Annotated in this window: 21 protein-coding genes; 12 read left to right on the top strand and 9 right to left on the bottom strand. The window is 64.5% G+C overall.

What is annotated here, in order from left to right:
• Positions 1-66: 66 nt before the first annotated feature.
• Entirely contained in the window at positions 67-852 is a 786-nt protein-coding gene (locus XH79_RS10630; protein ID WP_271581667.1) for an IclR family transcriptional regulator domain-containing protein, read from the bottom strand.
• A gap of 112 nt (positions 853-964) precedes the next feature.
• Between XH79_RS10630 and XH79_RS10625 the strand changes: the two genes are divergently transcribed.
• The 3 genes from XH79_RS10625 to XH79_RS10615 all read left to right on the top strand — a co-directional run bounded on the left by XH79_RS10625 (position 965) and on the right by XH79_RS10615 (position 4,864).
• Positions 965-2,323 carry an aromatic ring-hydroxylating dioxygenase subunit alpha gene (locus tag XH79_RS10625; RefSeq protein WP_271581666.1) on the top strand — a complete coding sequence of 453 codons (1,359 nt, stop codon included), beginning with the start codon at positions 965-967 and terminating at the stop codon, positions 2,321-2,323.
• Positions 2,324-2,453: 130 nt separating this feature from the next.
• Complete coding sequence (locus XH79_RS10620) at positions 2,454-3,890, top strand: glutamine synthetase family protein (protein WP_271581665.1); 1,437 nt, start codon at positions 2,454-2,456, stop codon at positions 3,888-3,890.
• A gap of 590 nt (positions 3,891-4,480) precedes the next feature.
• Positions 4,481-4,864 carry a hypothetical protein gene (locus XH79_RS10615; RefSeq protein ID WP_271581671.1) on the top strand — a complete coding sequence of 128 codons (384 nt, stop codon included), beginning with the start codon at positions 4,481-4,483 and terminating at the stop codon, positions 4,862-4,864.
• Between the two features lie 181 nt (positions 4,865-5,045).
• Here the strand turns inward: XH79_RS10615 and XH79_RS10610 are convergent, their stop codons facing one another.
• The 7 genes from XH79_RS10610 to XH79_RS10580 form a co-directional block, all read right to left on the bottom strand.
• Positions 5,046-5,759, bottom strand: coding sequence for an ABC transporter ATP-binding protein (locus tag XH79_RS10610; protein ID WP_212340722.1), 714 nt, complete (start codon positions 5,757-5,759; stop codon positions 5,046-5,048).
• Positions 5,752-6,519, bottom strand: a complete 768-nt coding sequence (locus XH79_RS10605; protein ID WP_212340720.1) for an ABC transporter ATP-binding protein — start codon at positions 6,517-6,519, stop codon at positions 5,752-5,754. The genes XH79_RS10610 and XH79_RS10605 overlap by 8 nt, the downstream gene beginning before the upstream one ends.
• Positions 6,512-7,456 (bottom strand): branched-chain amino acid ABC transporter permease, encoded by a 945-nt coding sequence (locus tag XH79_RS10600; protein WP_271581664.1) that lies wholly within the window; start codon positions 7,454-7,456, stop codon positions 6,512-6,514. The genes XH79_RS10605 and XH79_RS10600 overlap by 8 nt, the downstream gene beginning before the upstream one ends.
• Positions 7,453-8,370, bottom strand: coding sequence for a branched-chain amino acid ABC transporter permease (locus tag XH79_RS10595; RefSeq protein ID WP_271581663.1), 918 nt, complete (start codon positions 8,368-8,370; stop codon positions 7,453-7,455). The genes XH79_RS10600 and XH79_RS10595 overlap by 4 nt, the downstream gene beginning before the upstream one ends.
• Positions 8,371-8,670: 300 nt before the next feature.
• A complete protein-coding gene (locus tag XH79_RS10590) occupies positions 8,671-8,889 on the bottom strand; it encodes a hypothetical protein (protein WP_212340716.1) in 219 nt (72 codons plus the stop codon).
• A gap of 1 nt (position 8,890) precedes the next feature.
• Positions 8,891-9,562 (bottom strand): acyl-homoserine-lactone synthase, encoded by a 672-nt coding sequence (locus XH79_RS10585; RefSeq protein WP_245003635.1) that lies wholly within the window; start codon positions 9,560-9,562, stop codon positions 8,891-8,893.
• A 71-nt stretch (positions 9,563-9,633) separates the two neighbouring features.
• Positions 9,634-10,362 (bottom strand): LuxR family transcriptional regulator, encoded by a 729-nt coding sequence (locus XH79_RS10580; RefSeq protein ID WP_271581662.1) that lies wholly within the window; start codon positions 10,360-10,362, stop codon positions 9,634-9,636.
• A gap of 167 nt (positions 10,363-10,529) precedes the next feature.
• Between XH79_RS10580 and XH79_RS10575 the strand changes: the two genes are divergently transcribed.
• The 9 genes from XH79_RS10575 (at position 10,530) to XH79_RS10535 (ending at position 19,526) form a co-directional block, all read left to right on the top strand.
• Positions 10,530-10,706: a hypothetical protein gene (locus XH79_RS10575; protein WP_212340712.1), complete on the top strand. Its 177-nt coding sequence runs from the start codon at positions 10,530-10,532 to the stop codon at positions 10,704-10,706.
• Between the two features lie 260 nt (positions 10,707-10,966).
• Positions 10,967-11,905 (top strand): LysR family transcriptional regulator, encoded by a 939-nt coding sequence (locus XH79_RS10570; RefSeq protein ID WP_271581661.1) that lies wholly within the window; start codon positions 10,967-10,969, stop codon positions 11,903-11,905.
• A 144-nt stretch (positions 11,906-12,049) separates the two neighbouring features.
• A complete protein-coding gene (locus XH79_RS10565) occupies positions 12,050-12,928 on the top strand; it encodes a shikimate dehydrogenase (protein WP_212340708.1) in 879 nt (292 codons plus the stop codon).
• A 57-nt stretch (positions 12,929-12,985) separates the two neighbouring features.
• Positions 12,986-14,116 (top strand): ABC transporter substrate-binding protein, encoded by a 1,131-nt coding sequence (locus XH79_RS10560; protein WP_212340706.1) that lies wholly within the window; start codon positions 12,986-12,988, stop codon positions 14,114-14,116.
• Positions 14,117-14,299: 183 nt separating this feature from the next.
• Positions 14,300-15,175, top strand: coding sequence for a branched-chain amino acid ABC transporter permease (locus tag XH79_RS10555; protein ID WP_271581660.1), 876 nt, complete (start codon positions 14,300-14,302; stop codon positions 15,173-15,175).
• Positions 15,172-16,170 (top strand): branched-chain amino acid ABC transporter permease, encoded by a 999-nt coding sequence (locus XH79_RS10550; protein ID WP_212340705.1) that lies wholly within the window; start codon positions 15,172-15,174, stop codon positions 16,168-16,170. The genes XH79_RS10555 and XH79_RS10550 overlap by 4 nt, the downstream gene beginning before the upstream one ends.
• A complete protein-coding gene (locus XH79_RS10545; RefSeq protein WP_271581659.1) occupies positions 16,167-16,910 on the top strand; it encodes an ABC transporter ATP-binding protein in 744 nt (247 codons plus the stop codon). Before XH79_RS10550 ends, XH79_RS10545 begins: the two co-directional genes overlap by 4 nt.
• Positions 16,911-16,920: 10 nt before the next feature.
• On the top strand, positions 16,921-17,658 hold the full coding sequence (locus XH79_RS10540; protein ID WP_271581658.1) for an ABC transporter ATP-binding protein: 738 nt from the start codon (positions 16,921-16,923) through the stop codon (positions 17,656-17,658).
• Entirely contained in the window at positions 17,655-19,526 is a 1,872-nt protein-coding gene (locus XH79_RS10535; protein ID WP_271581657.1) for a bifunctional sugar phosphate isomerase/epimerase/4-hydroxyphenylpyruvate dioxygenase family protein, read from the top strand. The genes XH79_RS10540 and XH79_RS10535 overlap by 4 nt, the downstream gene beginning before the upstream one ends.
• A gap of 45 nt (positions 19,527-19,571) precedes the next feature.
• Here the strand turns inward: XH79_RS10535 and XH79_RS10530 are convergent, their stop codons facing one another.
• A complete protein-coding gene (locus XH79_RS10530; protein WP_212340701.1) occupies positions 19,572-20,744 on the bottom strand; it encodes an ABC transporter substrate-binding protein in 1,173 nt (390 codons plus the stop codon).
• Between the last annotated feature and the right edge of the window lie 132 nt (positions 20,745-20,876).

Here is a 20,876-nt window from a genome sequence, read left to right as displayed (position 1 = left end):
TATCAGCCGCCTCGGCCTACCGATGGACGATCTCCTGAGATTCCACAGCTAACCCACCCTACAAACCTACAGCAATTGCGACCGCACCGCCTCCGCGCCTTCCTGCAACAAGGGCAGGAAGCGGTCGATCAGTTCCTGCGCCGGCACGCGATCGACATGGGCGCCCATGTTGACGGCGGCAACGATCACGTCGTCGTAGCGGCGGACGGGGACCGAGATCGAGCGGAAATGCGGTTCGGCCTCGCGGTCGACCAGCGCATAGCCCTGGGCGCGGTCGGCGGCGATGCGCGCGAGCAGCGCCTTCGGGTTGGTCACCGTCTGCGGCGTCAGCGCCTCCCGCTTCATCGCCGTGAGGCGCGCAGCGAGATCGGCATCGTCGAGCTGGCCGAGCATGGCGCGGCCGACCGAGGTGCAGAAGGCCGGCAGGCGGTAGCCGATTTCCAACCCGCCCGAGAACATGCGCGCCGGACTGCTGCGGGCGATGAACACGACCTCGTCACCGTCGAGCACCGCGAGCGAGGAGATCTCATTCGCCGCCGTCGCGACGCGATCGAGCACCGGTTGCAGCACCGTGACGAGCTGGCTGGATCGCAAATAGGACGCCGCCAGCGTCAGCACATGCGGCGTCAGCGAGAACAGTTTGCCGTCACCACTGACGAAGCCACCACGCTGGAGCGTGAACAGCATGCGCCGCGCGGTCGCGCGTGGAAGATCGGCCGCGCGGGCGAGATCGCTCAGCGTCATCGGGCCCGCATTGGTGCCGAAGCACTGGAGCAGGCGCAGGCCGCGATCGAGGGCTTCGACGAAATCCGTCGGGCGCTCGTCGGTGTCATTCCGCTTCAGCTTGGGCATGGCGCCGGGACAATCCTGCAAAATAGTGCTTGCTGCCGATCCAAGGCATGTCATAATTCGCCCATTCGTTCAATAGGCGAACAAACGCCACTCCACAAAGGACGCGACCGCCATGATGAGCCAGGAGCAGAACGACCTGATCACCCGCACCGGGCCGAAGGATCCGTGCGGCAGACTGATGCGGAGCTACTGGCAGCCGGCGGCGCTGGTCGATGAGTTGGAGGGCGCGCGGCCGATCCGCCCCGTCAAACTGCTCGGCGAGAACCTGGTGCTGTTCCGCGACGAGACCGGACGCTACGGCCTGATCGACCGCCACTGCGCCCATCGCGGCGCCGACCTCGCCTTCGGACGGCTCGAGCATGGCGGCCTGCGCTGCGCCTTCCATGGCTGGCTGTTCGACGCCACCGGCCAGTGCATCGAGACGCCGGCCGAGCCGAAGGATTCAAAGCTCTGCCAGAACATCCGCCAGCGCTCCTATCCCGTGGTGGAGAAGAGCGGCATCCTCTGGGCCTATCTCGGCGAGGGTGAGCCGCCGGCATTCCCGGAGATCGACTGCTTCGTCGCCCCCGGCACGCACACCTTCGCGTTCAAGGGCCACATGGCCTGCAACTGGCTGCAGGCGCTGGAGGTCGGCATCGATCCCGCGCATGCCTCCTACCTGCACCGCTTCTTCGAGGACGAGGACACCTCCACCGCCTACGGCAAGCAGTTCCGCGGCGCCTCCGCGGGCAGCGACCTGCCGATGACGAAGATCCTGCGCGAATACGACCGCCCGATCATCAATGTCGAGCACACCGAATATGGCCTGCGACTGATCGCATTGCGCGAGATCGACGAGGAGCGGACGCATGTGCGCGTCACCAACCAGCTGTTCCCGCACGGCTTCGTCATCCCCATGAGCACGGAGATGACGATCACGCAGTGGCACGTGCCGGTCGACGACGAGAACTGCTACTGGTACGCGATCTTCACCAGCTACACCAACCCGGTCGACAAGCAGAAGATGCGCGACCAGCGGCTCGAGCTCTATGAGCTGCCAGACTACAAGTCGCGCAAGAACCGCAGCAACGATTACGGTTTCGATCCGCACGAGCAGCAGACCGCGACCTATACCGGCATGGGCAACGACATCAACGTCCACGACCAGTGGGCGGTGGAATCGATGGGCGCGATCCAGGACCGCACCAAGGAGCATCTCGGACAAAGCGACAAGGCGATCGTGCAGTACCGCCGGCTGCTGCGGCAGGAGATCGAGAAGGTCTCCGGCGGCGAGAAGCCGATGCTGCATCTCGACGAGAGCAACGCGCGCAGCATCCAGGGACCGGCGACCATGGACGGCATCGGGCCGACGCGGGGCTGGGAGACCTACTGGATGGAGGTCGACGTCAAGCGCCGCCGCGGCGCGCCGTGGACCGCACCGGTGCCGAAGGAGATCGCCGACAACGTGCACCGGCTGACGGCGGCGGAGTGACGTGCGTGCGCGGACCTCGTAGGGTGGGCAAAGGCGCAAAGCGCCGTGCCCACCATGTTTCCGTGCGGGCGATGGATTTGGTGGGCACGCTTCGCTTTGCCTACCCTACGGCAGTTGAGGGAGTGATGAAGTGACTTTCGTCGCGCGCCATGCGCTGTGGTCGGATGAGCAGAAGGACGCAGCGTCGCGCATGCGCCGCATCGTCGAGGACAAGAACCTCGAGGTCATCCGCCTCGCCTTCCCCGACCAGCACGGCATTTTGCGCGGCAAGACCATCGTCGCCGCCGAGGCGATCGCCTCGCTGGAGAGCGGCTGCTCCATCACCACGACCATGCTGGCGAAAGACACCTCGCACCGCACGGTGTTTCCGGTGTTCACGTCGGGCGGCGGGTTCGGCATGAAGGAGATGGAGGGCGCGGCCGATGTGCTGATGGTTGCCGATCCCGCCACGTTTCGCGTGCTGCCGTGGGCGCCGACCACGGGCTGGGTGCTGTGCGACCTCTATTTCCAGGACGGTCGTCCGGTGCCGTTCGCGACGCGCGGGCTCTACAAGCGCGTGCTCGATGAGCTCGGCGCGCGCGGCTACGATTTCGTCGCAGGGCTCGAGGTGGAATTCCACATCTTCAAGCTCGACGACCCGCACATGCGCGCGGAAGACGCGGGACAGCCGGGCACGCCGCCGTCGGTGAGCCTGCTCAGCCACGGCTATCAATACCTCACCGAGCAGCGCTTCGATCAGATGGAGCCGGTGCTGGAGATTCTTCGACGCGATGTCGTCGCGCTGGGGTTGCCCTTGCGCTCGGTCGAGGTGGAGTTCGGGCCGAGCCAGTGCGAGTTCACCTTCGCGCCGAAAAAGGGCCTGGAGCCCGCCGACAACATGGTGCTGTTCCGCAGCGCCGTGAAGCAGATTGCCCGACGGCACGGCTATCACGCCACCTTCATGTGCCGGCCGAAGCTGCCGAACGTGTTCGCGAGCGGCTGGCACCTGCATCAGTCGATCGTCTCGCGCACGAGCAGCGAGAACCAGTTCATGACGAAAGACGGCGGGGAGCCGCTCAGCGCATTCGGCCGCTCATACCTCGCCGGTTTGCTCGACCACGCCCGCGCCTCCACCGTGTTCACCACGCCGACCATCAACGGCTACAAGCGCTACCGCTCCTATTCGCTGGCGCCGGATCGCGCGATCTGGGGCAGCGACAATCGCGGCGTGATGATCCGCGTGCTCGGCGGCGCCAATGACGCAGCAACGCGCCTGGAGAACCGCATCGGCGAGCCCGCCGCCAATCCCTATCTCTACATGGCCTCGCAGATTCTCTCAGGCCTCGACGGCGTCGATCGCAAGCTCGATCCCGGCCCATCGGCCGATACGCCCTACGAGACCAAGGCACCGCTGCTGCCGAAGAGCTTGCGCGATGCGGTCGCCGCGCTGAAGGACGACCCGTTCTTCCGCGAAAAGTTCGGGGCAGAGTTCGTGGACTACTACACCCACATCAAGAACGCCGAGATCGACCGCTTCCTGTCTGAAGTAACCGACTGGGAGCATCGCGAATATTTCGAGATGTTCTGAACAAGTCCGGTTCAATCCGGCACCGGTGACCTACTTCAGCTGGATCGTGTCGATGCGACCACACGGGACACAAATATAGGCGTGCACCGGAGGCAACGTGACTGTTCCCGGTAGTGTCGCCAGGAACTTCATTGGCCTCCCGCATTTTGAGCAGATGAGGATCGGCGGGTTTTCTTCGCGATCGGAACTCATTCAACAGCCCAGCCTGAAGACGCCGCACGATATCGCCGCGCCGCGCGCGCTTCATCTCGGGAGAACTACCGGCCTCTATCGGAATCCGGCCGGCCTCTACCCGATGCAGTGCTCACACCCCTGTGAGGCGACTTCATCCGGAATGTTCCGACGACATCGTGCCATTCCGGACGAAGCCATTTTCCCGAAGCCGAGAAAAACGCCGGAAAGGCGCGCGGTCTATAAGTCGACGGCGTGATCAACAATGGAGTTCGATCATGTGGGGTCGATTGTTCAGCCTGATTTATCGCCTGTCCTGCAGGGCAACCCTGATCGAGATCGGGATGCATCGTTTCACGCGTTAGTCGCCGGTGTAGACGAATTGGGTAAGACGGATTGACCAGATGACGGGGGTTATCATGCGCAAGCTGATCCTGATCGCAGCGATGTCGCTGCTCGCAACCGGAGCTTACGCCGGCGGTTCGCGGAGCCTGAGCCTGGCCGCCAGCAGTGCCAGCCAGCAGGCGACGGAGCAGACCGCCACGACAGCGACGGCGCCACCGACCACCCAGGCCCCGCCGGCACCGCAGACCACGAATGTGCAGACGGCGACGACCGCGCCAACGTCAACAGCTGCGACCGCTCCAGCAGCATCGACAGCGCCGGCCACAGCAGCTCCAGCCGCCACAGCGCCAGCCCGACCCGCCGCGACCACGACCGAAACCGCCAAGCCGAAGCGCCGGCAGCCGTCCACTGAGGCGCGCGTGATCCGCGAGCTGCATCGGCATGGGATCTATTGGTGATGGCCCCGATGTCGTCCTGGCGAAAGCCAGGACCCATTACCCCAGGGAGAGGTTTGGCGAAGACTCCTCACCCGGTACCGATACCGACCGCAGCCAATAGATCACGCGGTATGGGTCCTGGCTTTCGCCAGGACGACGCTGAGGCGCCGGCATTCCGCACCTCACCTCGCCGGTGACAGCGCTAAATCCCCAAATACTTATGCTGCAGGTCCGGCTCGGCCATCAGCTCGTTGGACGTGCCGCTCCACACCGTCTTGCCGCGCTCGATGATGTAGTGGCGGTCGCAGATGCGGGCGAGGTGGTCGACGTTCTTGTCGACGACCAGGATCGACTGTCCGCGGCTCTTGAGCAGCGACAGGCAGTTCCAGATCTCTTCGCGGATCAAGGGCGCGAGACCCTCGGTCGCTTCATCCAGGATCAGCAGCTTCGGGTTGGTCATCAGCGCGCGGCCGATTGCGAGCATCTGCTGCTCGCCGCCGGAGAGCTGGTTGCCCATGTTGGCGGCGCGCTCGGCGAGCCGCGGGAACAGGGAGTAGATCGCGGCCAGCGTCCACGGATTGGGGCTGTCGAAACGGTCCGCGGCGGCGGCGACAAGATTTTCGCGCACGGTGAGGTTCGGGAAGATCTGCCGCCCCTCGGGGACCAGGCCGACGCCGAGTTTTGCAATTCTGTAGGACGGCAGCTGACGCACCTCGGCGCCCGCAAACCGGATCGCACCTGATCGCGCCGGCGTCAGGCCCATGATCGAGCGGATGGTCGTGGTCTTGCCCATGCCGTTGCGGCCCATCAGCGAGACCATCTCGCCCGAGCTGATCGACAGCGACAGGCCGAACAGCACCTGGGAGAGGCCGTAGCAGGTCTCGATGCCGTCGACCTCGAGCAGCGTATCAGCCATGGTGTGTCACCACATGCTGGTCGCCGAGATAGGCGCGCTTGACCTCTTCATTGGCGCGGATCGCGGCCGGATCGCCGGAGGCGATGACGCGGCCATAGACCAGCACGGAGATACGGTCGGCCAGCGCGAACACCGCGGGCATGTCGTGCTCGACCAGCACGATCGAGACCTCCTTGCGCAGTTCCTGGAGCAGTTGCACCATGCGCTGGGACTCGGTGACGCCGAGGCCCGCCATGGGCTCGTCGAGCAGCAAGAGCTTCGGCTTGCTTGCGAGCGCGACCGCAAGCTCGATCTGGCGACGCTCGCCATGGCTGAGCCTGTTCACGACGACATCGGCACGATGGCCGAGACCGACGCGGTCGAGCGCGGCGTGCGCGGCATCGCGCAGGCCCTTCTCCTTGCGCGCATTGGCGAAGAAGCGGAACGAGGTGCCGGCATGCGCCTGCGCCGCCAGCGCGACATTGTCGGCGGCGGTGAAGTCGAGCAGCAACGAGGTGATCTGGAACGAGCGCGCGAGGCCGAGCGCGCAGCGGCGGTAGGCCGGCAAATAGGTGATGTCGCGCCCCGCAAGCCGGACGCTGCCGGAATGCGGCTCGAGGTGCCCGGTGAGCTGGCTGATCAGCGTGGTCTTGCCGGCGCCGTTCGGGCCGATGATGGCGTGCAGCTCACCGGCCGCGACGTCGAGCGAGACGTTGTCCGTGGCAATGATGCCGCCGAAGCGGCGCACCAGCTTTTCGACGCGGAGCAAGGGTTCAGCCACGGCCAGCCCTCCCGAGCACGCCCATGATGCCGCCGCGGCCGAACAGCACGATCAGCAGCAGCAGCGGGCCCATGATCAGCGCCCAATATTCGGTGATCTGCGACAAAAATTCTTCCAGCAGCAGGAACACCACCGCGCCCATGACGGGACCGAACAGCGTGCCCATGCCCCCCAGGATCACCATCACCATGAGATCGCCGGAACGCGTCCAGTACATCACGGCCGGACTGACGAAATCGGTGTTGTTGGCGAGTAGCGCGCCGGCAAGGCCGCACATTGTGCCTGATATGACGAAGCAGACCAGCTTGTAGCGCTTGGCCGGAAAGCCGATCGCCTGCATGCGCTGCTCGTTGGAGCGCAGCCCCTGCACCACGAGGCCGAAGCGCGAATTGACGATGCGCCAGATCAGGAAGATCACGCCAAAGAGGCAGGCCAGGCAGAGATAGTAGAACTGCGTGCGGTCCGACAGGTCGATCAGCCCGGAGAAGTCGCTGCGCTTGTAGACGGTGAGACCGTCATCGCCGCCGTAACGCGCCAGGCCCGAGGCGACGTAATAGGCCATCTGCGCGAAAGCGAGCGTGATCATGATGAAGTAGACGCCGCGGGTGCGCAGAGAGAGCGCGCCGATCACGAGCGCATAGATCGCGGAGGCCGCGAGCGCGACCGGAAACTGGATGAAGCCGCTCCCTACGCCTTCCTGCGCGAGCATGCCGACCGCGTAGCCGCCGATGCCGAGATAGGCGGCGTGGCCAAAGCTCATCATGCCGCCAAAGCCCATGATGAGGTTGAGGCTCGCCGCCGCCAGCGCCAGGATGACGATGCGGGTGAACAGCGTCAGGATGAAGACGTTGCCGGTGAGAGATGAATAGAGCGGCAGCAGCACGAGGCCCGCCAGCATCAGGGCCGTGACGGCCTTGCTCACGCTCAGACTCTTCATCGACGGTTGGCCGGAAACAGCCCCTCCGGCCGCACCACCAGCACGATCGCCATCAGGAGATAGATCAGCATGGAGGACAGCGCGGGCGCGGCGGTGGAGGCAGCGGCGCCGCTCAGCACCTGCCGCAACAGGTTCGGCAGGAAGGCGCGGCCGAGCGTATCGATCATGCCGACGAAGATCGCGGCCAGGAACGCGCCGCGGATCGAGCCGATGCCGCCGATCACGATGATGACGAAAGCGAGGATCAGAATGTTCTCGCCCATGCCGATCTGCACGGTGAGGATCGGCGCCTGCATCAGGCCGGCAAGGCCGGCGAGCGCGGCCCCCAAGCCGAACACCAGCGTGTAGAGCAGCTTGATGTTGATGCCGAGCGCGCCGATCATCTCGCGGTTGGAGGCGCCGGCGCGGATCAGCATGCCGATGCGGGTGCGCATCACGCCGAGATAGAGCAGCAGCGCGACCAGCAGCGCCACCGCGATGATGGCGAGGCGATAGGCGGGATAGTGAATGCCGGGCAGGATCGGCACCGGCACGGTGAGCCAGGCCGGCAAGGGCAGCGCGAGACCCGCCGGGCCCCAGATCAGCCGCACGGCTTCATTGAAGAACAGGATCAGGCCGAAGGTCGCGAGCACATGGTCGAGATGGTCGCGGCCGTACAGATGCCGCAGCGCCGTCACCTCGAGCACGATGCCGAGCACCAGCGTAGCCCCTAACGCCATCAGCGCACCGAGCAGGAAGCTGCCGGTCCATGCCGCGAAGGTCGCGGCGAAATAGGCGCCCATCATGTAGAGCGAGCCGTGCGCGAGGTTGACGAGATCCATGATCCCGAACACCAGCGTCAGGCCGGCGGCGAGCAGGAACAGGAGCAGGCCGAACTGCAATCCGTTCAAGAGCTGTTCGACGACGAGCAGCATCAAGACTCTTTCAGGCGCATACGGACGCGCGCCGATGTTCGAACACAGTCGCCATCAGTGAAAGAGCTCCCCCTGCCTCATCAAGGCGGAAAAATGGGTAATGGCAGTATCGTTCCGAGGCAAGAGCGATTCGACATTAAACATGCACTTTGTTGCATCCCGGCACACGCGGCCGAGACGCGCCTCGCAATGCAAAAAGGCTGCCGCACAGGATGGGGCAACCTGCCGCACCCAAATGACATCACCCTCCCCCCGACCGGGGAGAGGGTGCGCACGTCGTCGAATGAAGGAAGGATGCGTCTAGTGCGACGTCATCTGCTGAGGAAAATCGTCCGGCTCGGCGAGCACGCTGTTGACGGTCGATGCCTCCAGTGCCGCCATCCGGAACAGATAGGCGAGCGTCGTCAGTCCGGAGTCTTCCGCCATCTGCGCGAGCTCGAGTGCCATGTCGGACATGTAGCCGAGGTTCTCGTCCTGGGTTTGCGCCATGATCTGGCTGTCCCGCATCATGTTCGACATCTCAGGCGCTCTTTCGTTGTGCGGCAGCAAGACCGCAGAGGTTGGCACGGGCGACGGCGTCCAGACGCGGGCCGTCCTGCTGCACGACGGAAGCCATGCCGATGCGATCATGCAGGGCATCGAGCGTCTGTCGTCGAATATCGATGGTGGCCGCCATGGTCCATGCGTCCTCCACCAGAGCCGGCAGGCCGAGCGGCGTCACGACGAAGCCCGCCTCGTGGAAGCGCGGCAACCACCAGGTTTCCATGATCGCGCTGACCTGCGCGATTCCCTGATTGAGACAGAACTCCTGCACCGCCGCCATCAGTTGCAGGTTGAGAGCGCCGTCGCGCCGGTCGCGGACGACGAAGTAGCGTGACCACTCCCAGACCAGCGGATCCGAAGGGCAGCCGCGCACCGCCGCCAAATGCGGGAAGACCTCGCTCATCATCGAAGGCTTGGTCGTCGGATAGAGCCGGTGGCCGCCGACGACGCGCCGGCCCTCCAGCGCAAGCAGATAAACAGTGTCCTCGTCGTCATAGGAATCGATCTCGCGGCCATCAGGCCGGCGCAGTGTCTCCCAGCGCCGCTCCTCGACGAAGATGTCGTGGCGCAGCCTGAAATGTTGCTCGAGTACGTCTTCGTAAAGGTGGCGATTGACCGCGGAAATTGCGTGAATCATGAAAACCCCCATTCAGCCTCAATGGGGGAAAGAATCTGCCAAAAGACGCAGGTTCGATATTGGGAAATTTCCCAGTACGTCGCTTACGGATTGATGATTTTACCGCGAATCGCCAGCGCCACTGCATGCGTGCGGTTGACCGCGCCGAGCTTGCGCGCGGCGGTTGCAAGATGCTCTTCGGCCGTGCGCTGCGTGATGTGCAGGATCTCGCCGATCTCCCAGGCCGACTTGCCCTGCGAGGCCCACGAGATCACCTCGCGCTCGCGCGGGGTGAGACGCGTCGAGGGATACGGCGCCGGCTCGAGCAGACGGCGGATGTGGTCGAAGCCATACATCGCCATCAGGTGCAGCGCCGGCTTGCTGCGGGGATTGAGGTCGAGATGAACGCCGCCAAGCGACACAGCGGCTTCATAGCCGGTGAGCCCGTGGATCGGCACGATGAAGCCGCGCGACATGCGAAAATCGCCGGCGCGGTTCATCACCTCGGCCGCATCAGGCTCAAGCTCGGCGTCATAGGGGGCTTCCGACCATTCGAACGGATTGACCGATTGCCGGCACAGCCGCACCACCGGGTCGACGCGGTCGTAATTGTTCTGGGTATACAGGTTGAACCAGCCCGCGGGCCAGCGCTTGGCGAGCACCATCTGCGCAAAGCGCTGATCGGGATTCGGCAGGCCCGTCACGATGATGGTTTCGAAGCCGAAGCGACCGAAGGCTGATTCAAGCGCATTCATCGCGTCTGGGACGGTGCGATAAGCCCCAAGGCCTTCAATGAAGTCGAGCGCCTCCCGGCCATAGTCTACGGCGGACATCGGTGCATTCCCTGACCCACACCGTCCCGTATAGCACGTATTCGAGGGCTGCCTCAATTCGCTAGTCCCGTAGTTTACCGGTGGGGACCTGCTCCAAGGCCTTAATCTACTTGTGGAAGAAGTGACCTCAAGTTACACCTAAAGGCGTAGAAAGCGGGAAAGCAACGATGGACGACGAGAACATCGCCCTCAACAGCGTGCTCGGCCTGGAATTGAACCGCGTGTTTTTCGCCGTACGTGAAACGGCAAACAAGCAGAAGATCATCGAGTTCGCACGCGAGGTGCTGCACAGCGAGCGCGCGGAGTTGGCGGGCAACATTTTGCCCGAGGGCCCGGCGAGCTAGAACGCAGTTGCAGCAAGCGACGCCGATGCAAAAAGATCGCGCGACGACGACGCCCTTCCATCTGAACGCGCAGATTTTAGTCGAAACACTCTGACCGGGAAATTGCTCCGCCATCCCTCACGATTGGGCTGCACGCTTACCCTCCCCTGGAGGGGAAGGCAGCGCGCGCAGCTCTCCACGTCGGCACACACTTGCCGCTGGATGACAGCGCATCTCTCGTGAGATGATCGCCGCCACGATCGTTTTCGGATACCAAGACCATGATGACGCTGCGCCAGGTTGAAGTGATCCGTGCCGTGATGGTGACGGGCACCATAGGCGGCGCGGCGAAGCTGCTCAACGTCTCGGCGCCGGGGATCAGCCGCCTCGTCAAATACACCGAGCGCTCGCTCGGCATCCGCTTCTTCCAGCGCCAGAACGGCCGCTACTTCCCGACGCCGGAAGCCGAGAACATCTTCGAGCAGATCAACGGCGTCTACAAGAAGGTCGACGATCTCTCCGAGATCATCTCCAAGATCGGCCGCGGCGGATTGTCGGAGCTGCGCATCGGGTCGGTGCCAAGCATCTCGCAGGTCATGGTGCCGCGTGCGATCGAGCGCGTCCGCCGCCGCTATCCCGATCTCGGCATCGACATCAACATCCTCAAGCTCGAGGAGGCCATCGACTATCTCCTGCTCGGCCGCGGCGAGTGCGTCGCGATGAGCTACCGGCTGGAGCATTCCGGGCTCGACTTCATGCCGCTCGCCTCGGGCGAGCTCTATTGCATCGTCCCGCCCGGCCACGAGCTCGCCGGCCGCAAGCAGGTCTCCGCCGCCGAGATCACCCGCTATCCGCTGATCGGCATCGATCCCAACGACCCTTACGGCCGCATCATGGCCGAGATCTTCGCGCGCCACCGGCTCGACTACAACATCACCATCCGCGCGCGCTTCGGCACCACGGTCTGCGCGCTGGTGAAGGCGGGCCTCGGCATCGCCATCATCGACCAGTTCACGGTGGCCCATGGCGGTTATCCCGGAATCGAGCTCTTGAAGATCACCGAGCCGACGCGGTTCGACACCTATATCGCGGTCAAGCGCGGCGCGCCGCTGTCGCTTCACGTCGAATATTTCATCGAATCCCTGCGCGCCGAGATGCGCGCGGTCGAGCCGTCCCGCGGCAACGGCAAGGCGGCTCCGGCGCGCGGACGGAAGAAATAACATTATGTTAGGTTTGCTGGATAAAAGGGTAATTGTGTTAGGCGGGGGAAAGACTATCGTCGCACGTGGAGGCCCCCTTGGACTTGCGTCGATTTCCCCGCTATTGGCCGGGATCGAACGCTCCCAACGAGACGATTGCGAACCATGTCGAAGCGCGGATACGCCGCCAGCAAAAAGCTCCTCACCGGCCTGATCGGCGCGCCGATCGCGCATTCCGCATCCCCCGCCATGCATGAGCGCGCCGCCGAGGCGCTCGGCCTGCGCGGCCATTACCAGCTCATCGAGGTCGCCGGCGCCGACGCGGCCGGCCTCGCCATGATGCTCGAAGGCGTGCGGCGGCTCGGCTTTGCCGGCGTCAACGTCACCTTCCCCTACAAGGAGGCCGTGGTGCCGCTGCTCGACGAGCTGGCACCGGCTGCGGCGAGGATGGCGGCGGTCAACACCGTCGTCGTCAGGGATAACAGGCTGATCGGCCACAACACCGACACGACGGGCTTTGCGCGCGCGGTCGCGCCGCTGCTGGCTTCTTCCGGAAATGCAGTGGCCGTGATCGGCACCGGCGGCGTCGGCAAGGCGATCGCCTTTGCGCTGGCGAGCCTGAAGGTGACTGATCTCCGCATCTTCGACAGCGAGCCGGCGCGGGCCGAAAAACTCGCCGCGCTGCTGGCGAGGCATGGTGGCGCGCGGGTCGCCGCGAGCGTCGAGGACGCGCTTGACGGCGCAACCGGCCTCGTCAACGGCACGCCGGTCGGCATGCTGCCGAACCGGGACACCCCGGTCCCGGCCTCGCTGCTGCGCGAAAACCTGTGGGTCGCCGACGCCGTCTATTCGCCGCTGATCACGCCGCTGCTGGCAGCGGCCAAAGCCAAGGGCGCGCGGATCATGACCGGGCGGGAGCTTGCGATCTACCAGGCCGCCGACGCGTTCGAACTGTTCACCGGCCTTGCCCCATCGACCGAAGTCATGGGAGAGGCATTCGACGAGGTGATGGCGGCACGAAGTTCGACCTATCACGCAGCGTAACGGAAGCGGCCGGACACAAGGCCGCCGACAACATCAACGACAATGGGAGGAGAGACCATGAAATCGACCTTGCTGGCAGGCGCCCTGCTTGCCTTCGCGACTGCAACCAGCGTTCACGCCCAGGCGATCAAGCTCGCCGACGTCGCCGAACTGTCGGGCGGCGGCGCCACCGTCGGCACCAACTGGAAGAACGGCATCGACCTCGCGATCGAGGAGATCAACGCCAAGGGCGGCGTGCTCGGCCGCAAGCTCGAGGTCACCCACGCCGACTCGCAATCCAACCCCGGCGTCGCGCGCGCCCAGGTGCAGAAGGCGCTCGACGCCGAGCCCTATGTGCTGCTCGGACCCGGCTATTCCGGCTCGGTGAAGGTCACCGCGCCGCTCGCGGCCGAAGCCGGCATCGCGCAGATCATGGGCGGCGAAGCCGCCGAGCTGACGCAAGCCGGCAACAAGTTCCTGTTCCGCACCTCGTTCGGCCAGCAATCGTCGATGCCGAAGGTCGCAAAGTACATTCACGACGAGATGAAGGCGAAGACCGTCGCGGTGGTCTGGGTCAACAACGACTTCGGCCGCGGCGGCCGCGACGTCGTGGTCAAGGAGCTCGACCGGCTCGGCTCCAAGGTGGTCGCGGATCTGTCGACCGAAGCAGGCCAGGCCGACTTCGCCGCCGACGTCGGCAAGATCAAGGCCGCCAATCCCGACGCGGTGTTCGTCTATCTCAACGAGGAAGAGAGCGCGCGCATCCTCAAAGAGCTGAAGCGCCAGGGCGTCACCGCGCCGCTGATGGGCGAGACCACGCTGATCGGCCAGAAGGTGATCGAGCTTGCAGGCGAAGCCGCCAACGGCGCACGTGGCCATGTCGGCCTCACCACCGATGCGCCGGTCGATCTGATCAAGGCGTTCCGCGAGAAGTTTTCCAAGAAGTACAATTACGTCCCCGACCATAACGGCCTGAAGGGCTACCTCGCCGTCTACATGGTGAAGGCCACCACCGAGAAGATGGGCAAGGTCGACCCGAAGAAGTTCGCCGAGACGCTGCACGGCCTGACCATCAAGGCCGCGGACGAGCCGGGCATCCTGATGGACGTCACCTTCAGCGACACCGGCGACATCGACCGCCAGAGCTTCCTGGTCGAGGTGGTCGAAGGCAAGCAGGTCGTGAAGCAGGTGCTGCCGAAGGTGAAGTGAGGCGTTCTTTGCCTCTCCCCGCACGCGGGGACAGGCCGACGCGCGAAGCGCGGCGGGTGAGGGGGACCCTCCGCGAATCCAGCTGTCACCCTCCTTGCGGAGGCTCCCCTCACCCCGACCCTCTCCCCGCAGGCGGGGAGAGGGGGAAGAGAGAGCGGGGAGAGGGAGAGGAAAGAGGGGAACATGTCCAACCTATTCGATCTTCTGGTCGCAGGACTGGCCACCGGCGCGATCTACGCGCTGGTCGCGGTCGGCTTCACGTTGCTGTGGCAAACCTCGCAGACCATCAATTTCGCGCAGGGCGAGTTCGTGATGCTGCCGGCGTTCCTGATGCTGGCGGCGATGCATGCCGGCGCGCCGTTCTGGCTCGCGATCATCCTCGGCATTCTGCTCTCGATGATCCTGCTGGGCCTTGCCTTCAAGATGCTGCTGGTCGATCCGATGATGCGCCATGGCGTGCTGCCGCTGGCGATCGCGACCATGGCGCTCGCGATCGGCATCAAGGAAGCCGTCAAGCAGTTCTTCAGCGCCGAAGCCTCGCCCTTCCCGTCGATCGTGCCGACCGGCGACATCTCCATCCTCGGCCACGCCGTCTCGCTGCAGAGTCTTGGCGTGCTCGTCGTCGCCATTCTCGCCGTCCTTGGATTGACGACGCTGCTGAACCGCACCTCGCTCGGCCACCAGATGCAGGCGGCGGCGCAGAACCCGACGGTCGCGCGTATCATCGGCGTACCCGTCGAGCGCATGATCCTCCTGACCTTCCTGATCAACGCCTTCCTGGTCGCGCTGGCCTCGCTGCTGATCACGCCGATCTACCTCGCAAAGTTCTCCTCCGGCGAGGTGCTGGGCCAGGCCGCCTTCATCGCGGCGATCGTCGGCGGCTTCAACCAGGTCCGCGGCGCGATCGCCGGCGGCCTCCTGATCGGCGTGCTCGACAATCTCGCGGCCGCCTATGTCTCGACGCAGTACCGCGCCGCCGTGCCGATGATCTTCCTGATCGCCGTCATCCTGTTCCGGCCGCAGGGCTTGCTCGGCCGCGCCGAGGAGCGCACCGTATGAGCGGCTTCGCCAAACCGTTGAAGATCGCGCTCGGCCTTGCCGTCATCGCCGGCCTGATCTTCATCCCCATGAACTTCAACCGCTACGGCCTGTTCATCCTGAGCCAATGGGCGGTGATGAGCATCGCCGCGATGGGTCTCAACCTCACGCTCGGCTATGCCGGCCAGGTCTCGCTGGCACAGGGCGCCTTCGTCGGCATCGGCGCCTATGCCGCCGCGATCATGACCACCCATGGCTGGCCGCTGCCGGCCGCGATCCTGGTCGCGATCGCCTTGAGCTTCGCGGTCGGCTGGGTGCTCGGCTATCCCGCGCTACGCGTGCAGCACCACTATCTCGCCTTCGTCACGCTCGCTTTCTCCACCCTCGCCTTCCTCGTCTTCCGCAACGAGAGCTGGCTCACCGGCGGCATCTACGGCATCTCCAACATTCCGCGTCCGCACATCTTCGGCATCGCGACCAACAAGCCGCTGCCGTTCTACTATGTCTGCCTCGGCTCGCTCGCGATCGTGTCGCTGGCGGTGTGGTGGCTGATCCGTTCGCCCTGGGGCCGCGCCTTCATGGCACTGCGCGAGAATCCCTTGCGCGCGCAATCGCTCGGCATCGACACGCGGCGCTACACGCTGATGGCGTTCGCGATCGGCTCGGCGCTCGGCGGCGTCGCCGGCGCGCTCTATGCGCCGCTGACGCAATATATCGATCCTGTTCCCTTCAACCTGTCGCTCTCGCTCGACCTCCTGATGATGGTGATCGTCGGCGGCGCCGGCTTCTATTTCGGCCCGTTCCTCGGCGCCATGATCGCGGTGCTGCTGCCGGAATGGCTGCGCTTCACCGAAGGCTATTACCTGATGCTCTACGCGGTCGCGGTGATGCTGCTCTTGATCTGGTCGCCGACCGGCATTCTGGGAATCCTCGATCGTTACATGGCGGCGCGGCGGACCAAGGCGGCCTCCGCGCTGCGCGCCGTCGCCAAGTCGCGCCTGGAGACGGTGCAATGAGCGCGGTCCTCGAAGTCACCGACATCAAGAAGAGCTTTGGCGGCATCCACGCGGTCAACGGCGTCAGCTTCGACGTGCGCGAAGGCGAGATCCTCGGCCTGATCGGCCCGAATGGCTGCGGCAAGTCCACGCTGTTCAACTGCATCCTCGGCCAGCTCACGCCATCGGGCGGCGAGGTGAAGCTCGACGGCCAGGTCGTCACCGGCCTGCGTCCCTCCGAGCTCAACAAGCTCGGGGTCAGCCGCACCTTCCAGCTGCTGCAAGTGTTTCCAAAACTCTCGGTGCGCGAGAACCTGATCCTCGCCGGGCAGGAGCACCAGGGCAACATGGCCTCGCGCCTGGTCGGCCGCTCCGACGCCGGGCTGACCGGAGCCGCCAACCAGATGATCGGCTTCTTCAAGCTCGACCATCTCGCCGACGAGCCCGCCGGCGGCCTGTCCTACGGCCAGCAAAAACTGCTCGATGCCGCCATGGCCTTCATGGGCGGACCGCGCCTCGTGCTGCTCGACGAGCCCGCCGGTGGCGTCAACCCGTCGATGCTGGCGGATCTCAAAGAGCGGCTGGTCGCGATCAACCGCGAGAAGAACGCGACCTTCGTCGTGATCGAGCACAACATGGAGTTCGTGATGTCGCTGTGCTCGCGCGTGATGGTGATGGCGGAAGGCAAGGTGCTGGCGATGGGACGTCCCGACGAGGTTCGCAAGAACCCCGCCGTGATCGAAGCCTATCTCGGACATTGAGGAGGTAACCATGAGCGACCCGATCCTCTCGGTTCACAACCTCGTCGGCGGCTACGGCAAGATGACGATTTTAAACGGCACCACATTTTCGGTGCCGCCGGCGACCATCACCACGATCATCGGTCCGAATGGCGCCGGCAAATCCACCGTGTTCAAGGCGATCTTCGGCCTGCTCAAGCTGCGCGACGGCAAGATCAGCTTTGCCGGCCGCGACGTCACCAATCTGAGCCAGCGCGCGCTGCTCAATGCCGGCATCTGCTACGTGCCACAGGGCCGCAACATTTTTCCGGAGCTCTCGGTCCGCAGCAACATCGAGCTTGGCGGGGTCTCGGCGGGGAAAGACATCGACCTGCCCAAGCGGATCGAGGCAGCCCTCGACCTGTTTCCGGCGCTGCGCCGCAAATCGGCGCAGCAGGCCTCGACGCTCTCCGGCGGCGAGCAGAAGCAGCTCGAGATCGCGCGATCGCTGCTGCTCGAACCGAAGCTGGTGCTGATCGACGAGCCCTCGATCGGCCTGTCGCCGCTGATGGTGCAGCAGACCTTCGACATCCTCAAGAGCTTGCGCGACCGCGGCGTCACCATCCTGATGATCGAGCAGAACGCGCGCTCCGCGCTGGAGATTTCCGACATCGGCATCGTGCTCGAGCTTGGCCAGACCCGCATGGTCGACAAGGCGGAGCGCATTTTGAACGATCCCCGCATTGGACAATTGTTCCTTGGGGGCGCGATGGAGGACAACGCAGCATGAACAAACGCTCGATCGCGACCGTCTCTCTCTCAGGAGCGCTGGACGAAAAGCTCCGCGCCATCGCCGCCGCCGGCTTCGACGAGGTCGAAATATTCGAGAACGATCTGCTCTCGTTCGGCGCAGGGCCGCGCGACATCGCAAAGCTCTGCGGCGACCTCAATCTCAAAATCTGCGCGTTCCAGCCGTTCCGTGATTTCGAGGGCATGCCGGAGCCGCAGCGCGCGCGCAATTTCGCACGCGCCGAACGCAAATTCGATCTGATGCAGGAGCTCGGCACCGATCTCTTGCTGATCTGCTCCAACGTGTCGCCCGCCTCGCTCGGCGGCATCGATCGCTCAGCGGACGATTTTCGCGAGCTCGGCGAGCATGCCGCAAAACGTGGCTTGCGTGTCGGCTACGAGGCGCTGGCCTGGGGCCGCCACGTCAACGACTATCGTGATGCCTGGGAGATCGTGCGCCGCGCCGATCATCCCGCGATCGGCGTCATCCTCGACAGCTTTCATGCGCTGGCGCCGGGCTTTCCGACCCGCGCCATGGCCTCGATCCCCGGCGACAAGATCTTTCTGGTGCAGCTTGCCGACGCGCCAAAACTCGAGCTCGACATTCTCTCGTGGAGCCGGCATTTCCGCTCCTTCCCCGGCCAGGGCGATCTGCCGGTCGGCGAGTTCATGCAAGCGATTGCGGCGACCGGCTATGCCGGGCCGCTGTCGCTGGAGATCTTCAACGACCAGTTCCGCGCCGGCTCGGCCGCGCAGACCGCGGTCGACGGCTTGCGTTCGCTGATCCTGCTGGAAGACCAGCTCGCACCGGACTGGCCGAAATTTGCCGGCGAGCCGCTGGCGCCGAAGGCGAAGAGCCGCGGCACGGGGTTCATCGAGTTTGCCGTCAACGAGAGCAAGGCCGGCGAGCTCGCCCACCTGTTCTCGCAGCTCGGCTTCCGCAAGAGCGGCAAGCACCGCAGCAAGGCGGTGGAACGCTGGTCGCAGGGCAAGGTCGAGCTTGTCATCAATTGCGAGACCGACGGTTTTGCGCATTCGCACTACGTGACGCATGGCCCCGGCGTCTGCGCGATCGCGCTCGACGTCGACAATGCCGGCCGTGCCATGCAGCGCGCCGAGACGCTGAAGGCGCGCACCTTCTACCAGCCGGTCGGACCGGGCGAGCTCGAGATTCCCGCGATCCACGGCGTCGGCGGCAGCCTGCTCTATTTCCTCGATCAGGCCGGCAAGAACTGGGACACCGATTTCGAACCAGTCGCAAGCGATGCAAGCGCCGACGCCCTGCTCGCCGTCGATCACATCGCGCAGTCGATGCCCTATGACGAGATGCTGTCCTGGCTGTTGTTCTACACCGGCATCCTCGACCTGAAGCGCCTGCCGCAGATGGAGATCGCCGATCCCAGAGGCCTCGTGCAGAGCCAGGCCATCATCAACGCCGACCAGAGCCTGCGCTTCGTGCTCAACGGCTCCTCTGCCAACCGCACGCTGCCGGCGCGCTTCATCTCGGAATTCTTTGGCTCAGGCGTGCAGCATGTCGCCTTCGCATGCCAGGACATTTTTGCCACCGTCGCCGCGATGCGCAAGCGCGGCGCCGATTTCCTGGACATCCCCGACAACTATTACGACGACATCGAAGCCAAATACGATCTCGCACCCGAGCTGATGGCGCAGCTGCGCGCCAACCACATCCTCTACGACCGCGAGGGCGACAGCGAGTTCTTCCAGGTCTACACCCACATTTTTGACGAGCGCTTCTTCTTCGAGATCGTCGAGCGCAGGAATTATCAAGGCTTTGGCGCCGCCAACGCCGGCATCAGGCTCGCAGCGCAGGCGCGCGAGGTGCGGCCCGCGAGCATGCCAAGGGTGTAGGTCTCCGCCTCTCCCCGCAAGCGGGGAGAGGGGAAGAGCGAGAGCTCACTTCATCTTGCACTTGTCGTGGAAACGATCCTGGTCGTTCTCGACGATGGTGGCGACGGTCTTCAGCGCGAGCTGGCCTTCGGCGTCCTTGACCACGTCCTGCAGGTAGAAATTCTGGATCGGGATGTGGTTGTTGCCGTACTTGAACGGACCGCGCACCGATTTGAAGTTCACCTTCTCCATCTCGGCCTTCATCTCGTCCTTCTTGGAAGTGTCGCCCTTCACGGCAACCACGGCGCTGTTGATCAGGTTCGCGGCGTCATAGGACTGCGCGCCGTAGAAGGTCGGGCGCAGGCTGGTGTACTTCTTGCGGTAGTCGGCGACGAACTTCTTGTTCTCCTCGTTGGGCAGGTCGTTGACCCATTGCTGCGCGCCGGGCACGCCGAGCGCGTTGTCCTTCTGCAGCGGCAGCGACAATTCGTCGATCGTGAAGGCGGTGTAGAGCGGGATCTGCTGCTTGATGCCGGCCTGCGCATATTGGTTCAGGAACTGGACGCCGGCCGCGCCCGGATAGAACACGAAGATCGACTCGGCCTTGGAGTTCTTGGCCTTGGTGAGCTCGGCGGAGAAGTCCAGCTGGCTCGGCCACACCGTATATTCCTCGCCGACCACCTCGCCCTTGAAGGTGCTCTTGACGCCGGCCAGCATGTCCTTGCCGGCCGCGTAGTTCGGCCCAATCAGGAATACGGACTTGACGCCCTTCTGGTTCATGTAGGTGCCGACCGCCTGCGGGGTCTGGTCGTTCTGCCAGGAGGTCGAGAACACGTAAGGCGAGCAGAGCTCGCCGGCGAGCTGCGACGGGCCGGCATTGGCCGAGATCAGGAAGGTCTTGGAATCCACCGCGGTCTTGAGCGAGGCCAGGAGCACGTTCGACCAGATGTAGCCGACGATGAAATCGACCTTGTCGGACTGCACCAGCTTCTCGGTCTTCTGCTTGCCGACATCCGGCTTCTGGCCGTCGTCCTCGTAAATCACCTCGACCGGCTTGCCGCCCATCTTGCGGCCGAGATGGTCGAGCGCGAGCTCGAAGGAGTTGCGCATGTCGTTGCCGATCACGGCGGTCGGGCCGCTGAAGGTCGAGACGAAACCGATCTTGATGGTGTCGCCGGCGAATGCCGGGCTCGCCAGCACCAGCGCCGCTGCGCCCGCCAGCCAGAATGCCGTCCTCATAACCACTCCCCTCCTTATTATTGGTCCCGGAAACGGGGTGATCGCCGCCCCGGGCCTGTCTCTATTGAACGCAAAATCTGTCGAGCCGCCAATGGCTCAGCGCCTACCCCTGCACCATATTTCGCCCCAATC

Source organism: Bradyrhizobium sp. CCBAU 45389 (genome assembly GCF_028128625.1).
Taxonomy (GTDB): Bacteria; Pseudomonadota; Alphaproteobacteria; order Rhizobiales; family Xanthobacteraceae; genus Bradyrhizobium; species Bradyrhizobium liaoningense_B.
Note: the sequence above shows the minus strand (reverse complement) of the source record. Positions and strands in the feature narration are given on the sequence as shown.

Excerpts from the sequence above, each read along its gene's own strand:
- XH79_RS10630 (WP_271581667.1), bottom strand. The coding sequence starts at position 852 with ATGCCCAAGCTGAAGCGGAATGACACCGACGAGCGCCCGACGGATTTC.
- XH79_RS10625 (WP_271581666.1), top strand. The coding sequence starts at position 965 with ATGATGAGCCAGGAGCAGAACGACCTGATCACCCGCACCGGGCCGAAG.
- XH79_RS10615 (WP_271581671.1), top strand. The coding sequence starts at position 4,481 with ATGCGCAAGCTGATCCTGATCGCAGCGATGTCGCTGCTCGCAACCGGA.
- XH79_RS10610 (WP_212340722.1), bottom strand. The coding sequence starts at position 5,759 with ATGGCTGATACGCTGCTCGAGGTCGACGGCATCGAGACCTGCTACGGC.
- XH79_RS10600 (WP_271581664.1), bottom strand. The coding sequence starts at position 7,456 with ATGAAGAGTCTGAGCGTGAGCAAGGCCGTCACGGCCCTGATGCTGGCG.
- XH79_RS10595 (WP_271581663.1), bottom strand. The coding sequence starts at position 8,370 with ATGCTGCTCGTCGTCGAACAGCTCTTGAACGGATTGCAGTTCGGCCTG.
- XH79_RS10590 (WP_212340716.1), bottom strand. The coding sequence starts at position 8,889 with ATGTCGAACATGATGCGGGACAGCCAGATCATGGCGCAAACCCAGGAC.
- XH79_RS10585 (WP_245003635.1), bottom strand. The coding sequence starts at position 9,562 with ATGGGGGTTTTCATGATTCACGCAATTTCCGCGGTCAATCGCCACCTT.
- XH79_RS10580 (WP_271581662.1), bottom strand. The coding sequence starts at position 10,362 with ATGTCCGCCGTAGACTATGGCCGGGAGGCGCTCGACTTCATTGAAGGC.
- XH79_RS10575 (WP_212340712.1), top strand. The coding sequence starts at position 10,530 with ATGGACGACGAGAACATCGCCCTCAACAGCGTGCTCGGCCTGGAATTG.
- XH79_RS10570 (WP_271581661.1), top strand. The coding sequence starts at position 10,967 with ATGATGACGCTGCGCCAGGTTGAAGTGATCCGTGCCGTGATGGTGACG.
- XH79_RS10565 (WP_212340708.1), top strand. The coding sequence starts at position 12,050 with ATGTCGAAGCGCGGATACGCCGCCAGCAAAAAGCTCCTCACCGGCCTG.
- XH79_RS10560 (WP_212340706.1), top strand. The coding sequence starts at position 12,986 with ATGAAATCGACCTTGCTGGCAGGCGCCCTGCTTGCCTTCGCGACTGCA.
- XH79_RS10555 (WP_271581660.1), top strand. The coding sequence starts at position 14,300 with ATGTCCAACCTATTCGATCTTCTGGTCGCAGGACTGGCCACCGGCGCG.
- XH79_RS10550 (WP_212340705.1), top strand. The coding sequence starts at position 15,172 with ATGAGCGGCTTCGCCAAACCGTTGAAGATCGCGCTCGGCCTTGCCGTC.
- XH79_RS10545 (WP_271581659.1), top strand. The coding sequence starts at position 16,167 with ATGAGCGCGGTCCTCGAAGTCACCGACATCAAGAAGAGCTTTGGCGGC.
- XH79_RS10540 (WP_271581658.1), top strand. The coding sequence starts at position 16,921 with ATGAGCGACCCGATCCTCTCGGTTCACAACCTCGTCGGCGGCTACGGC.
- XH79_RS10535 (WP_271581657.1), top strand. The coding sequence starts at position 17,655 with ATGAACAAACGCTCGATCGCGACCGTCTCTCTCTCAGGAGCGCTGGAC.
- XH79_RS10530 (WP_212340701.1), bottom strand. The coding sequence starts at position 20,744 with ATGAGGACGGCATTCTGGCTGGCGGGCGCAGCGGCGCTGGTGCTGGCG.